Origin of the sequence: Vibrio navarrensis (genome assembly GCF_000764325.1) — a bacterium.
Classification (GTDB): domain Bacteria; phylum Pseudomonadota; class Gammaproteobacteria; order Enterobacterales; family Vibrionaceae; genus Vibrio; species Vibrio navarrensis.
In genome coordinates, this window is sequence record NZ_JMCG01000001.1 from 1,454,520 (window position 1) to 1,468,919 (window position 14,400).

Annotated in this window: 11 protein-coding genes; 7 read left to right on the top strand and 4 right to left on the bottom strand. The window is 47.3% G+C overall.

What is annotated here, in order from left to right; translation table 11 throughout:
- The first annotated feature begins 115 nt into the window (after positions 1-115).
- Positions 116-1,351: a CinA family nicotinamide mononucleotide deamidase-related protein gene (locus EA26_RS06565; protein ID WP_039425838.1), complete on the top strand. Its 1,236-nt coding sequence runs from the start codon at positions 116-118 to the stop codon at positions 1,349-1,351.
- 102 nt (positions 1,352-1,453) lie between these two features.
- On the opposite strand, the gene yfaE is transcribed toward EA26_RS06565, so the two are convergent.
- From yfaE to ubiG, 4 genes are all read right to left on the bottom strand, one after another.
- Positions 1,454-1,732 (bottom strand): class I ribonucleotide reductase maintenance protein YfaE, encoded by a 279-nt coding sequence (yfaE, locus tag EA26_RS06570; RefSeq protein WP_039425841.1) that lies wholly within the window; start codon positions 1,730-1,732, stop codon positions 1,454-1,456.
- Entirely contained in the window at positions 1,732-2,865 is a 1,134-nt protein-coding gene (gene nrdB, locus EA26_RS06575; RefSeq protein WP_039425844.1) for a class Ia ribonucleoside-diphosphate reductase subunit beta, read from the bottom strand. Before nrdB ends, yfaE begins: the two co-directional genes overlap by 1 nt.
- A gap of 81 nt (positions 2,866-2,946) precedes the next feature.
- A complete protein-coding gene (nrdA, locus tag EA26_RS06580) occupies positions 2,947-5,229 on the bottom strand; it encodes a class 1a ribonucleoside-diphosphate reductase subunit alpha (RefSeq protein WP_039425847.1) in 2,283 nt (760 codons plus the stop codon).
- Positions 5,230-5,696: 467 nt separating this feature from the next.
- Positions 5,697-6,404: a bifunctional 2-polyprenyl-6-hydroxyphenol methylase/3-demethylubiquinol 3-O-methyltransferase UbiG gene (gene ubiG, locus EA26_RS06585; protein WP_039425850.1), complete on the bottom strand. Its 708-nt coding sequence runs from the start codon at positions 6,402-6,404 to the stop codon at positions 5,697-5,699.
- A gap of 287 nt (positions 6,405-6,691) precedes the next feature.
- Here ubiG and gyrA point away from each other — a divergent pair, with 287 nt between their 5' ends.
- The 6 genes from gyrA (at position 6,692) to EA26_RS06615 (ending at position 14,382) form a co-directional block, all read left to right on the top strand.
- Entirely contained in the window at positions 6,692-9,370 is a 2,679-nt protein-coding gene (gyrA, locus tag EA26_RS06590) for a DNA topoisomerase (ATP-hydrolyzing) subunit A (RefSeq protein ID WP_039425853.1), read from the top strand.
- Positions 9,371-9,648: 278 nt separating this feature from the next.
- On the top strand, positions 9,649-9,894 hold the full coding sequence (locus EA26_RS06595; RefSeq protein WP_039425856.1) for a hypothetical protein: 246 nt from the start codon (positions 9,649-9,651) through the stop codon (positions 9,892-9,894).
- A gap of 579 nt (positions 9,895-10,473) precedes the next feature.
- Positions 10,474-10,650 (top strand): hypothetical protein, encoded by a 177-nt coding sequence (locus tag EA26_RS21970; protein WP_039425858.1) that lies wholly within the window; start codon positions 10,474-10,476, stop codon positions 10,648-10,650.
- A 225-nt stretch (positions 10,651-10,875) separates the two neighbouring features.
- Positions 10,876-11,475, top strand: a complete 600-nt coding sequence (locus tag EA26_RS06605) for a GTP cyclohydrolase II (RefSeq protein WP_139045649.1) — start codon at positions 10,876-10,878, stop codon at positions 11,473-11,475.
- Between the two features lie 179 nt (positions 11,476-11,654).
- A complete protein-coding gene (locus EA26_RS06610; RefSeq protein ID WP_039425861.1) occupies positions 11,655-12,917 on the top strand; it encodes an imelysin family protein in 1,263 nt (420 codons plus the stop codon).
- Between the two features lie 82 nt (positions 12,918-12,999).
- A complete protein-coding gene (locus EA26_RS06615; protein ID WP_039425864.1) occupies positions 13,000-14,382 on the top strand; it encodes a di-heme oxidoreductase family protein in 1,383 nt (460 codons plus the stop codon).
- Positions 14,383-14,400: the final 18 nt, after the last annotated feature.

The window sequence follows — 14,400 nt, forward strand, 5'->3', positions numbered from 1 at the left end:
GGGGATGGAAACACCTGTCACAAATTTATCCGAAACAAAGTGCAAAGCTTCGGGTCTGAAAAGAGAAAATTCATAGGGTTGCTTAACAAAGCAGCGAGAATAGAGGAAAAAGATCGTGAAAATTGCCATGTTGAGTACCGGTGAAGAAGTGCTTCACGGCGATATTGTCGACACCAACGCCGCCTGGCTCTCTAGCTACTTGTATGAGCATGGTTTCGCTATGGTGAAACGTGCCACGGTTGGCGACCAGTTATCTGCTCTTACTGAAGAGCTTCTGATGCTCAGCTTTAACAATGACGTTGTGATTGTTAACGGCGGTTTGGGACCCACTACGGACGATTTGAGTTCCGCCGCGGCGGCACAAGCGGCTGATTGTAAACTGGTCTTATTCAAGGAGTGGCTACAGCGTATGGAGGCGATGTATAGCCAGCGTGGCAGTAAAATGCCAGAAAGCAACTTAAAACAAGCCATGCTCCCCGAAAGCGCACAAATTATTGACAACCCAGTCGGTACTGCCTGCGGGTTTAAAATGCTGATCAATGACGCGGTATTTTATTTCACTCCCGGCGTACCTAAAGAGTTCAAGGTCATGGTGGAGCAGCAAATTTTGCCTGATCTACAACGTGATTGGCCAAACAATACTGCATTCCAGTGCAGTCGTTTGTACACCTTCGGCCTGTCTGAGTCAGCGATATCAGACAAGCTAGACAGCTTGAAACTACCCGCTGGCTATGAGCTGGGTTACCGCTCTTACTTGCCCTTCATTGAAGTGAAACTGTTTGGTCCTCAGGATGCATTGGAAGAGCGCGTCAGAGTGATGCAACTTATCTACAAGTTGCTTGAAGCGAATGTGGTGAGCGTGGATGAGCCGATGCTTGAACATTTAGGACATTTACTGGTGGAAAAAGGTTTGACGCTGGCAACGGCAGAACAGTGCAGTTTTGGCTATTTAACCAGTTGGCTGCAAAGCGATGAACAGATCAGCCGGCAAAGTGGTCATAGCTGGATTTTGTCGACCCGAGACAGTGAAGCGATTGATCACAGTAACCCACTGGCGGCCACCTTTGCATTGGCTGGGGCGACGCGAGAAAAGTGCGCCACTGACATCGCCTTAGTCACAGGGCGGATGGAGGAGAATCGATTCACCATCGCACTTTCTGCACACGGGGGTGAATGGGGCATGGTACTGGAGTTTAACCGCCCATATGGACGCAAAGAGGCGGTGAAAATCATCAGTGCCGCTGCCGCCGATTTGCTGCGCCGCTATTTAGAACGCAAACCCATGTTTGGTGATTATTTTTCTCTGAAGAAAACCAAAGAGATGTTTTTGCCAAGCAGTGTGGTGAAATAAGCGCAGTAAGACGTCATGTAAAAAAGAAGCCGGGTGAGTAAACCCGGCTTTTTATCGTGTTGTTGCTGGCCAATATCATGGCTGCTGAGAAGGGACGCTCAACTAGGCGCGTTTCTCTTTGAGGCTGTAATTGACTTGGCTCAGCACCACATCGGTCTTGGCCTTGCAAATGCAGGGCAGGATCTCGTTGCCTTGTGTGTAAGCCATGGCAAAACCAACATACTCGACTTCGCCTGCGTCGAGCTTACAGCGACAGGCACCGCAGTGGCCATCACGGCAATTGTATTCCGGCAGCAGCCCTGCGCTTTCCATCGTCTCCAAAATCGTGTTGGAGCGGTTCGACTCGATGCTGACGAGTTTGTTGATTTTGATCCGCGGCATTAGAGTTCGAAGCCCTCGAAGTCGTCAATGCTCACTTCATTGTCAATTTGGCCGACCAAGTAGGAGGAGATCTCCGCTTCTTGAGGGGCTACTTGCACGTTGTCCGAAGAGAGCCAAGCATTGATCCAAGGAATTGGGTTCGACGTCGCTGCTGGGTAAGCAATCGGTAAACCTACTGCTTGCATGCGGATGTTGGTGATGTATTCCACATACTGACAAAGAATATCTTTGTTCAGGCCGATCATAGAACCGTCTTTGAACAGGTACTCAGCCCACTCTTTCTCTTGCTCAGCGGCTTCTTTGAAGAGATCAAAACACTCTTGTTTTGCTTCTTCGGCGATCTGTAGGAAGGCAAAATCATCTTGGCCGTTACGCAGTAGATTGATCATGTGCTGCGTACCAGAAAGATGCAGCGCTTCGTCACGGGCAATCAGTTTGATGATCTTCGCATTGCCTTCCATCAGTTCGCGCTCGGCAAAAGCAAACGAGCAGGCAAAACTGACGTAGAAACGAATCGCTTCTAGCGCGTTAACCGACATCAAACACAGATAGAGTTTCTTTTTCAGATCATACAGGCTGACCTTGACGCTTTCGCCGTTGATGGTGTGCGTTCCTTCGCCATAACGGTGGTAGTCATTCGTTGCTTGGATAAGATCGTCATAGAAATGCGCGATATCTTTGGCACGCTTGAGAATGTGCTCGTTTTCTACGATATCATCGAAGACGATTGCCGGATCGTTGACGATGTTACGAATAATGTGGGTGTAGGAGCGAGAGTGAATTGTTTCCGAGAACGACCAAGTTTCAATCCACGTTTCCAGCTCTGGCAACGAAACCAGTGGCAATAGCGCCACGTTCGGACTGCGACCTTGGATCGAATCCAGCAGGGTTTGGTACTTCAAGTTTGAGATGAAGATATGCTTTTCGTGATCGGGCAGTTTGTTGTAGTCGATGCGATCGCTTGATACATCCACCTCTTCAGGACGCCAGAAGAAAGAAAGCTGCTTTTCGATCAGCTTTTCAAAGATTTCAAACTTCTGTTGATCGTAACGAGCAACGTTAACTGACTGTCCGAGGAACATCGGTTCTTTGAGTTGATCATTTTTTGTTTGGTTAAAAGTACTGTAAGCCATAGTGCCTCATTTCCTTTTATACCTCCCACTCAAGGGAGGTACTCGATAATCTGTCTTTACGGATGCTGCTTTTTAAGCGGATTAGATCTTACAACCGCCGCCAGCACAATCGTCATCTTGTGGTTGAACCGCATCTTTTTGTTCGTCTTTCGCACCGTCACGGGTGTTATGGTAGTAAAGCGTCTTAACACCAAACTTATAGGCAGTGAGCAGATCCTGCAGCAGTTTCTTCATTGGCACCTTGCCGCTATGGTAACGCGATGGATCGTAGTTGGTGTTGGCAGAAATCGCTTGGTCAACAAACTTCTGCATGATACCCACAAGGTGTAGGTAACCATCATTAGAACCAATGTTCCAAAGTAGCTCGTAGTTGTGTTTCAGCTCTGTGAAATCGGGTACAACTTGTTTCAAGATACCGTCTTTAGACGCTTTTACTGACACATAGCCACGAGGTGGTTCAATGCCGTTGGTGGCGTTAGAGATCTGAGAAGAGGTCTCAGAAGGCATCAGCGCTGTGAGCGTAGAGTTGCGCAAGCCATGCTCCATGATCTCAACGCGCAGCGCATCCCAATCGTAATGCAAAGGCTCATCACAGATAAGGTCGATATCTTTCTTATAGGTATCGATCGGCAGCAGACCTTTGGCGTAGTTGGTTTCGTGGAACGACGGACATTTACCTTGCTCTTTGGCCAACGCCACAGAGGCTTTCAGTAGGTAGTACTGAATGGCTTCAAAAGTGCGGTGAGTCAAACCGTTGGCGCTGCCATCGGAATATTTCACGCCATGTTTTGCCAAGTAGTATGCGTAGTTAATCACGCCCACACCCAGAGTGCGGCGGTTCATGGTTGACTTGTACGCCGCTGGGAGTGGGTAGTCTTGGTAATCCAGCAGCGCATCTAGCGCACGTACCACCAGATCAGACAGCTCTTCGAAATCATCCAGTGATTGAATCGCGCCGAGGTTAAACGCAGAGAGCGTACAAAGAGCGATCTCACCAGAGTCATCTTCCACGTTGCTCAGAGGTTTGGTTGGCAGTGCAATTTCCAGACACAGGTTAGATTGGCGCACTGGCGCCACTTCAGCATCAAATGGGCTGTGTGTATTACAGTGGTCAACGTTTTGAATGTAGATACGGCCAGTTGAGGCGCGCTCTTGCATCAGCAACGAGAACATCTCGATCGCTTTGACGGTAGTCTTCTTAATCGAGGCATCGTTTTCGTATTTTACGTACAAACGTTCGAACTCGGCCTGATCTTGGAAGAAAGCGTCGTAAAGCCCAGGAACATCGGATGGCGAGAACAGGGTAATATTGCCGCCTTCGACCAGACGTTGGTACATGAGTTTGTTCAACTGCACGCCGTAGTCCATATGACGAACACGGTTCTCTTCCACACCACGGTTGTTTTTCAGCACCAGCAGAGACTGCGCTTCACCATGCCAAAGCGGGTAGAATACCGTCGCCGCACCGCCGCGCACGCCACCTTGTGAACAACATTTTACCGCTGTCTGGAAGTACTTGTAGAACGGGATACAACCTGTATGGAATGCTTCACCACCACGAATTTCAGAACCTAGCGCGCGGATACGACCTGCGTTGATGCCGATGCCTGCACGTTGAGAAACGTAACGCACGATAGAGCTGGCAGTCGCGTTGATAGAATCAAGACTGTCACCACATTCAATCAGCACACATGAGCTGAACTGACGTGTCGGGGTGCGCACGCCAGACATGATTGGCGTCGGCAGCGAAATCTTAAACGTCGAGGTCGCATCGTAGAAACGTTTGATGTAAGACAAACGGGTCTCGTGAGGATATTTAGCGAATAAGCAGGCGGCGACCAAGATGTACAGGAACTGCGCGCTTTCGTAGATCTGGCCTGTTACGCGGTTTTGTACGAAGTACTTACCTTCGAGCTGTTTTACCGCTGCATAGGAAAAATCGAGATCACGTTTATGATCGATGTAGCTATCGAGTTCAGCAAGTTCTGCTTGGGTATAGTCTTGCAGAATGTGCTTGTCATACTTACCTAGTTCAACCATGCGTGTCACGTGCTCAAGCAGCGTTGGTGGCTCATACTGGCCATACGCTTTCTTACGCAGGTGGAACACCGCTAGGCGAGCCGCAAGGTATTGGTAGTCTGGCGTCTCTTCGGAGATAAGATCCGCAGCAGATTTGATAATGGTTTCATGAATATCAGACGTGGTGATGCCGTCGTAAAACTGGATGTGCGCACGCAACTCGACTTGAGAGACAGAGACGTTTTGCAGGCCTTCGGCGGCCCAAGCAATGACGCGGTGGATCTTTTCCAGATCAATATTTTCTTTACGGCCATCACGCTTGGTGACGGTAAGTTGTTGGTTCATTCTGCTTTATTTCCCTAAGAAAACTGATTAAAGCCGCATTTTTGAATCTTTCTTCTGAAACGATTGTAAATATCGTTACGGCTTTGTGATCAAAGTCTATCTATATATTGTAGTACAAACACAACATATAGGGGCACTACTGTTTGCGGGTAACAAGATAGTGCTATTGGCTGCTCATTTCAAGTTATAGCCTTGGGATGACTTGTGGATAAGTGGCGAAATCGAAAAAAACAGTAAGTAAACACTTACCGATGACAAAAGAGCTCAATTGAGTGGAGAAAAATGACAATTTTGGATCGGTTTAATCTTAACCGTCAGCAAAAATATTTTTCTTGATCTTTCAGTCATTTTGTAAGCCGACATTGGATTGTTTAAATTGGAAGCAAAAGCACAAAAATGGCGCAGTAAGCAACTAAAAAAGGCAGTAGATTTATGCTACTGCCAATGAAGTTATAGCGACATCGAGATCAGAATTTTTGCGTGTGGACAATGTAGTTGACGTCAACATTGCGTCCGAGCTTGTAGCTGTCAGTCAACGGGTTGTAGTGCAGACCTGTGATGCCTTGCTCGCAGAGATCGGTTTGGTCAATCATCTTGATGAGCTCTGAGGGACGAATGAACTTTTCATGGTCGTGTGTGCCCTCAGGGACGATCTTCAGTAATTTCTCTGCGCCGACAATCGCAAACAAATAAGACTTGATATTGCGGTTGAGTGTCGAGAAGAAGACGTGGCCACCGGGTTTTACCAATGCAGCGCAAGACTGAATCACCGACAAAGGGTCTGGCACGTGTTCCAGCATCTCCATGCAGGTCACTACATCATATTCGCCGGCATGCTGCTCTGCGTGATCTTCAATGGTGCTTTGCACGTAAGTGAGTTTGGTGCCCGTTTCTAAAGCGTGCAAACGGGCAACTTCTAGTGGCTCTTTGCCCATGTCTAAGCCAGTGACAATCGCCCCTTCACGAGCCATGCTTTCTGCCAAAATGCCGCCGCCGCAGCCGACATCCAATACCTTCTTGGCAAACAAACCTTGCGCTTTTTCCAGCACGTAATCAAGGCGCAGAGGATTGATCTGGTGGAGCGGTTTAAACTCGCCCTCTAAGTCCCACCAACGGGAAGCCATCTCTTCAAACTTTCTGATTTCATTTGGATCAACGTTTTGTGTTTTACTCATATGCTTCGTCCGCGCTGTGCTGCTTCCGTGAAAAGAAGGCGCATTATAACGCCATCGCTCTTTTCCTCCATAGGGAAAGGCGTTTTTGGTTGAATATGGCTAAATAATCACCTGTAATCAGCGTGATAGAAAAATAATGTGCAATTTCTCGGCAATTGATTCACAACCAACCTCACAACCTGATAAAAGGAAAGGGAAAGGGATGCCGCAACGGGGAATTGTGTGTTATATTTTTGCACCTTAAACGTATTGTACATACGATCAGAAAATAGAGGGATAATGGCTCTATGAGCGATCTAGCTAAAGAGATCACGCCCGTAAACATTGAAGATGAGCTGAGAGGTTCATACCTCGACTACGCGATGTCCGTTATCGTGGGTCGTGCTCTTCCAGATGTGCGTGATGGCCTAAAACCAGTGCACCGCCGCGTATTGTTCGCGATGAGTGTACTAGGCAATGACTGGAATAAACCATATAAAAAATCTGCCCGTGTAGTCGGCGACGTAATCGGTAAATATCACCCACATGGTGACAGTGCGGTATACGATACTATTGTTCGTATGGCACAGCCGTTTTCGCTTCGTTATATGCTGGTCGATGGCCAAGGAAACTTTGGTTCGATCGATGGTGACTCCGCGGCGGCAATGCGTTATACCGAAGTTCGCATGGCGAAAATTGCCCATGAACTTCTAGCAGACCTAGATAAAGAAACCGTGGATTATGTGCCCAACTACGATGGCACAGAACAGATCCCAGCGGTGCTTCCAACCAAAATTCCTAACCTGCTGGTCAACGGTTCGTCCGGTATCGCAGTAGGTATGGCGACCAACATTCCTCCGCACAACTTGACGGAAGTGATTGATGGCTGCCTGGCGTATATCAACAACGAAGCCATCACTATTGATGAGCTGATGGATTACATTCCTGGACCAGATTTCCCGACTGCTGCGCTGATTAGCGGACGTAAAGGGATTATTGACGCGTACAAAACAGGGCGCGGCAAAATCTACATGCGTTCAAAAGCGGAAATCGAAGTCGAGAAGAATGGCAAAGAAACCATCATCGTTACTGAGATCCCATACCAAGTAAACAAAGCTCGCTTGATTGAAAAGATAGCTGAGCTGGTAAAAGAGAAGAAAGTCGAAGGCATCAGTGCACTGCGCGACGAGTCTGATAAAGACGGTATGCGTATTGTGATTGAATGTAAGCGAGATGCTGTGGGTGAGGTGGTTCTCAACAACCTTTACGCCAACACTCAACTGCAAACGACCTTCGGCATCAACATGGTGGCGCTGGACAATGGCCAACCGAAGCTATTCAACTTGAAAGAGATGTTGAAGTGTTTCGTTGACCACCGTCGTGAAGTGGTCACTCGCCGTACCATTTTTGAACTGCGCAAAGCGCGTGAGCGCGCCCACATTCTTGAAGGTTTGGCGCTGGCTTTGGCCAACATTGATGAAATCATTAACTTGATCCGTCAAGCGCCAACACCGGCTGAAGCAAAAGCAGGCCTGATTGCTCGTGGTTGGGAACTGGGTAATGTAGCAGCGATGCTAGAGCGCGCGGGTACCGATGCAGCCCGCCCAGAATGGCTAGAGCCTCAATACGGTATTCGTGATGGCCTGTACTTCTTAACCGAGCAACAAGCACAAGCTATTCTCGACCTTCGCCTGCACAAGCTAACTGGCCTTGAGCACGAGAAGATCCTTGATGAATACAAGGCACTTCTTGACGAAATCGCTGAGCTGATGCATATCCTTGCCAGCACTGAGCGTTTGATGGAAGTGATCCGTGAAGAGCTAGAAGCGGTTCGCGATGCATTTGGCGACGCTCGTCGCACTGAAATTACCGCAGCAAGCCATGACATTGATCTTGAAGAGCTGATTGCTCGTGAAGATGTGGTTGTGACGCTGTCGCACGAAGGCTATGTGAAGTACCAGTTACTGAGCGACTACGAAGCACAGCGTCGTGGCGGTAAAGGTAAGAGCGCAACCAAGATGAAAGATGAAGACTACATCGAGCGTCTTCTGGTTGCCAACACGCACGATAACATTCTGTGCTTCTCCACTCGTGGTAAAACTTATCGCTTGAAAGTGTATCAACTGCCTCTCGCAAGCCGTACGGCTCGTGGTAAGCCAATTGTTAACTTGTTGCCGCTGGAAGAAAATGAACGTATTACCGCTATTCTACCGGTAACAGAATTCAGCGCAGACAAATACATCTTTATGGCGACTGGAGACGGCACGGTTAAGAAGACTTCGCTTGATCAGTTCTCTAATGTCCGTGCAAACGGTCTTATCGCGCTTAACCTACGTGATGATGACTCACTGATTGGTGTGGATATTACGGACGGCGAAAGCGAAATTATGCTGTTCTCTAAATTCGGCAAAGTAGTGCGCTTTAAAGAATCAGAAGAAACAGCGGTTGTCGATGAACATGGTCAACCTGTACTGGATGAAAATGGCCAGCCAGAGATCAAGTTCAAAGGCGTAAGACCGATGGGCCGTACTGCCGCGGGTGTACGAGGCATGAAACTGGCCGATGGTGACCAAGTTGTATCGCTCATCGTACCTAAGACAGAAGGGGACGTGCTAACCGTCACTGAAAATGGTTACGGTAAGCGTACCAGCCTGTCTGAATACCCAACCAAAGGTCGTGGTACTCAGGGCGTGGTTTCGATCAAAGTCTCTGAACGCAACGGCAGCGTCGTCGGTGCGGTTCAAGTTGACGAAGGCGACGAGTTCATGATGATCACCGATGCCGGTACACTGGTTCGTACCCGTGTGGCAGAAGTGAGCCAAGTGGGCCGTAACACGCAAGGCGTGACTCTGATCCGTACTGCAGAAGACGAATCGGTGGTTGGTCTACAACGTATTGAAGAAGTCGAAGAGGTGGAATTGCTAGAAGGCGATGAAGCGCAAGAGACTGATGTGGTTGTTGATGATACTCAAGACGAGCAGGAATAACGTGCTCTCTTCTTGAGAAAACAAGCGTATGTTGATAAAGGCCGGGTAGTTTTCTATCCGGCTTTTTAATTTTCACTCCCATTTTCCAGCGAAAAGTGAACTGGCTGGCAAAATATAGTTATGCAATTGGATGCTTTAACTCGATTTTGGAACCGAAGCCAGCAATTATCACATTTCTTGAGCTTAAAACAGCTCGCTCGCCCGACGATCTGGTACCCTGCGTACTTATGGAAAAAGCAGTAAGAGAAAGTGACTGCTTTTGCGTAGGAGACATACACATGGAATTGCAAGCTGCTTCCTCACTGTCAATCCATCTGGCAGCGATGATGGTACTGCTGATTGGTTACCCTTTTGGTTTGGTCGGGGTCAAACTAGCAAACAGTGGCTGTCGCGTAGCGAAACAGAAATGGGTTAATCGATTTAATTACTTTTTTGCTCTGATTTTGTTGATCTTTATGATCGCGTATATTCATAGCGATACTTTTTTAGCCATTGAGCTTTTGCAATTGTTTAAACCAGAGTAAACCAATCACGGCATTTTATTGGATCGAGAAAGATCTTATTTGATGATCCAATCTGATTTTCTGCGCTAAATAAGAAATACAATAAAGAAATAACGAGCAAAGATCTTTCTATTCGATAGAAATGATCGATTCTTCGCGCCTTCTTGATCATGAAACGGGACTTAGGAAAATAGAGTGATTGATCTTTCTTCGTCCAGTAAGGGGAGAAACATTCCGGCCAAATAGAGCACTAGGGTTGTATTTATTTGTTTGAATTAAATGACTTTTTCTCAGTGCCATTGCTTTAACAAAGTGCAGAGAAGCAACTCAAATGGCACTTGTGGCAATAAAATTTCTTTTGTTTGTGGAAAATATCGAGAGTTGGACGCGATCTTTTTCTCAGCAAAAGATCAATAATATCGCACGCTAGATAGGGATCATTTGTAGGAAGAATAAGATCAAGATCTGAGTAGAAAAATAATGTGATGACTATTCCATTGTCGATAATTAATTGTACAATTATCACGCAAGCTGTTATTATTTTTGAGAATTAACGATTTTATTTCTGGTAATAGTACGTGTGCTGATAGGGTAGTCGCAGTGGATACAGTCAAAACTCAACTAAAAAAAGATTTCTATTCACAGATTTATTCTCTGCAGTCTAATGCTGTGTCTCAATCGACTTCAACGTTAGCGGTATTAACCGAAGAAGAACTTAGCGAGCTGGAAGCCGCATGGATAGAGTTGGTGGTTTGGAAGAAAAACCAAACTCACTAAGATAAAAGAAAGTAAGACATCAGATGAACCTCAAACTTTTGTTTGGGGTTTTTTTACGCCTAAGGGTTGCCACGAGGGTTAATTGTTATAATATAACAAAAAATTCATTTGTGATCCGTATGTTGAATTTCTCAGTATCAGACCTCATATTTGGACTATAAGTGAGAGCAGATCATGTATGCAATATCAGATAGACAAAAATTAACAAATCAAGTGAGTGTAGGTATGGCGGAAGTTCGAGCCAGGGTCGATTTTAAAGTCGGCGCAAAAAGTGATATTGATGCGGAGATTTTATCGTTTCGCGGTCTTAACTCCGACAAAGAACATGTCGCGGTGATTTTTAAGTCAGCCGACAAGACTCAGTCGGTACCATTGGTGAGAATGCACTCTGAGTGTCTGACGGGCGACGTATTCCACTCCTCGCGCTGTGATTGTGGTGAGCAACTCGAAGAAACGATCACTCGCATGGGGCAATCTGGTGGCATTATTCTCTACTTGCGCCAAGAAGGACGCGGTATTGGTTTGTACAACAAAATTGATGCTTATTTGCTGCAAAGCCAAGGGATGAATACCTACGAAGCCAATAATCATTTAGGTTTTGGTGATGACTTGCGTGACTTCACTGAGGCGGCACAAATGCTTGAAGCGCTTGGAGTGAAACAGATCCGCTTAGTGACAAATAATCCGAAGAAAATTCGTGAACTGAAAGAGTATGGGATTGAGATTGTTGAAGTAGTCAACACCTCAGCGCATATTAAAGATGGCAACGAAAACTACTTACGTGCCAAAGTCTCGCATGGCAAACACAACCTTAAAGTTGACTGAGACAAGCGCTGGTCATTGATTGATATCCAACTTTCTAACAAAAGCCTCACTAAATTGGGGCTTTTTTCGTTTCTGGCTTGCAAAAAAAGTGTAAATTTGTATGATCAGCAACAAAAGTGCAAATGAGAATGGTTAGCACTACTAATAATATTAACAAATGCTCAACAAGGATGCTTTCAATGAATGCCAAGAACTTCTTGCTCCACTCTATTACCGCGTCAATCTTGCTTACTAGTGGCAGTGCGCTGGCGGCAAATGTCACTCAACAACAGGTCGTTGCACACTATGCTGACATTGCGCACGCGGTTTTTGCCGATTCACTGACCACGGCACAAGTACTTGAAAGAAAAGTAGAACAGTTCCTTTCTGCGCCGTCAGAAGCAAAACTCAACGAAGTAAAACAAGCTTGGTTTGCCGCGCGTGTTCCTTACCAGCAGTCAGAAGTGTTCCGTTTTGGCAATGCAGTCGTGGATGACTGGGAAGGTCAGTTAAATGCTTGGCCACTTGACGAAGGTTTGATTGACTACGTAGCGGCGGATTACCAACATGAACTGGGTAATGAAGGCGCCAAAGCCAATATTATTGCCAATACCACGCTGAAGATTGGCAACAGCACCTTGGATGCATCGAATATCACCCCAGAGTTGATTGCAGATTTAAACGAAGTCGGTGGCTCTGAAGCAAACGTTGCGTCAGGTTACCACGCGATTGAATTCTTGCTTTGGGGACAAGATCTCAACGGCACCAACGCTGGCGCGGGTCAACGTGCGTACACAGATTTTGTTGTGGGTGAGGCATGTACCAACGGCCACTGTGACCGTCGTGGTGCTTACTTAAAAGCCGCAGCACAGCTTCTGGTGCAAGATCTTGAGTGGATGGAAAAGCAGTGGTCTGCAGAAAGCAAAGGAAACTATCGGCAAGAGTTGCTGGCAGAATCGAGCGAAAATGGCTTACGCAAGATGCTGTTTGGTATGGGTTCCCTCTCTCTTGGTGAGCTAGCGGGGGAGCGTATGAAAGTGGCACTGGAAGCCAATTCTACCGAAGATGAGCACGACTGCTTCTCGGACAATACGCACAACTCGCACTACTACAATGAGCAAGGCATCTACAACGTTTATACTGGTCTATACAAACGAGCTGATGGCACGCTACTCTCAGGCCCAAGCTTGCATGATCTGGTGAAGCAAAAAGATCCTCAAGCGGCAAAAGAGATCCAAAAGCAGTTTGATGTCACCCGTGCACAAGTCGGCAAGTTAGTAACTTCAGCAGAGAAAAATAATCAGCATTTTGACCAACTGATTGCGGCTGGTAACACGCAAGGTAATGCGTTAGTTAACGAAACCATCATGTCACTCGTGGTGCAAACCTCAGCCATTGAGCGCGTGGCAAGCATCGTCGGTATCAACAGCCTCAACCCAGATACCGCTGACCACGACTTCTAATCAACATGTTGTGATGTTTTTCAGGGCTCTTTGGAGCCCTTTGCTATTTAAGAATAACAACCGGTTTTCCAGGAACTAACCGATGAAGCCTTATTTTTTTAGCTTTTTGACGCTGGTCATTTCCGGCGCTGTGTGTGCAGATACCGAAAAATCGGGCGGCGACACCAGCGTAAGAAAAGAGGGGCCAAACGCTTTTTCCTTACCAGCGGCAAATTTGCCGATGAGCGAACGTCTGGATTTTAGTGTAGGAAACAGTTTTTTCCGCAATCCTTGGGTTCAAGCGCCTGCTTCAACGGACGCGAGAGATGGTCTCGGCCCGCTTTTTAATACCAATGGCTGCCAAAACTGCCATATCAAAGATGGTCGCGGCCAACCGGCTGAACCTCATGACTCGCACTCGGTATCGATGCTGGTTAGGCTCAGCATTCCCGCACAGACCGATGAGCAAAAGCAAGCGCTGATCCAAGGTGGTGTGGTCCCAGAGCCTACCTATGGCGATCAATTACAAGATTTTGCCTTGCCGGATCAAAAAGCAGAGGGCAAGATCATAGTCACCTATTCGCCCGTGCCAGTCAGGTTCCAAGATGGCAGTGAGGTGGTGCTGCGTAAACCCCATGTGACAATCGGCGAGTTGGGATACGGGGCAATGCATCCTGATGTCATGCTGTCTGCCCGGGTTGCGCCGCCCATGATCGGTCTTGGCTTGCTGGAAAACATCCCGGAAGAGACACTGCGCCAATGGGCCGATCCGGATGACGCCAATCATGATGGCATCTCAGGTAAACTCAACCGAGTTTGGGATGTACAAAAGCAAGATTTCGCGATTGGGCGCTTTGGTTGGAAGGCGGGGCAACCCAGTCTGATGCAACAAAATGCCGCCGCGTTTAATGGAGACATTGGCCTAACCAGTCGTCTCTTTCCACAAGAAAACTGCACCGCAAAGCAAGCACTGTGTGAAACAATGCCAAACGGGGGTGAGCCAGAGGTTAGTGACAATATCCTCGATTTTGTTGAACTTTATTCACAGCATCTCGCAGTCCCGGTACGAAGGAACTTACAAGATCCTCAGGTTCAGCAAGGTGCAGCTTTGTTTGAGCGAGTGGGTTGTCAGAGCTGCCATAAAAAGGATGTGAAGACAGCCAAACGACCGAATTTACCAGCCTTATCGCAGCAAACCATCCACCCATACAGCGATCTGCTTCTGCACGATATGGGCGAAGGGCTGGCGGATAATCGACCCGAGTTTCTGGCTAATGGCCGCGAATGGCGCACGCCGCCACTGTGGGGGATTGGTTATACGCAAGAGGTCAATGGTCATACCTACTTCTTGCACGATGGGCGAGCTCGCAATCTACTTGAAGCCGTGTTGTGGCATGGCGGTGAAGCAGAAGCAGCGAAACAAAAAGTATTGGCGATGAGCAAAGCGGAGAGAGACGCTTTGATCGCTTTCCTCAATTCGTTATAGGAATCGTTATAGGAATTT

Bases quoted from the DNA above. Each gene is read 5' to 3' on its own strand.
- yfaE (WP_039425841.1), bottom strand. From the start codon at position 1,732: ATGCCGCGGATCAAAATCAACAAACTCGTCAGCATCGAGTCGAACCGC.
- nrdB (WP_039425844.1), bottom strand. From the start codon at position 2,865: ATGGCTTACAGTACTTTTAACCAAACAAAAAATGATCAACTCAAAGAA.
- nrdA (WP_039425847.1), bottom strand. From the start codon at position 5,229: ATGAACCAACAACTTACCGTCACCAAGCGTGATGGCCGTAAAGAAAAT.
- ubiG (WP_039425850.1), bottom strand. From the start codon at position 6,404: ATGAGTAAAACACAAAACGTTGATCCAAATGAAATCAGAAAGTTTGAA.
- gyrA (WP_039425853.1), top strand. From the start codon at position 6,692: ATGAGCGATCTAGCTAAAGAGATCACGCCCGTAAACATTGAAGATGAG.
- EA26_RS06595 (WP_039425856.1), top strand. From the start codon at position 9,649: ATGGAATTGCAAGCTGCTTCCTCACTGTCAATCCATCTGGCAGCGATG.
- EA26_RS06605 (WP_139045649.1), top strand. From the start codon at position 10,876: ATGGCGGAAGTTCGAGCCAGGGTCGATTTTAAAGTCGGCGCAAAAAGT.
- EA26_RS06610 (WP_039425861.1), top strand. From the start codon at position 11,655: ATGAATGCCAAGAACTTCTTGCTCCACTCTATTACCGCGTCAATCTTG.
- EA26_RS06615 (WP_039425864.1), top strand. From the start codon at position 13,000: ATGAAGCCTTATTTTTTTAGCTTTTTGACGCTGGTCATTTCCGGCGCT.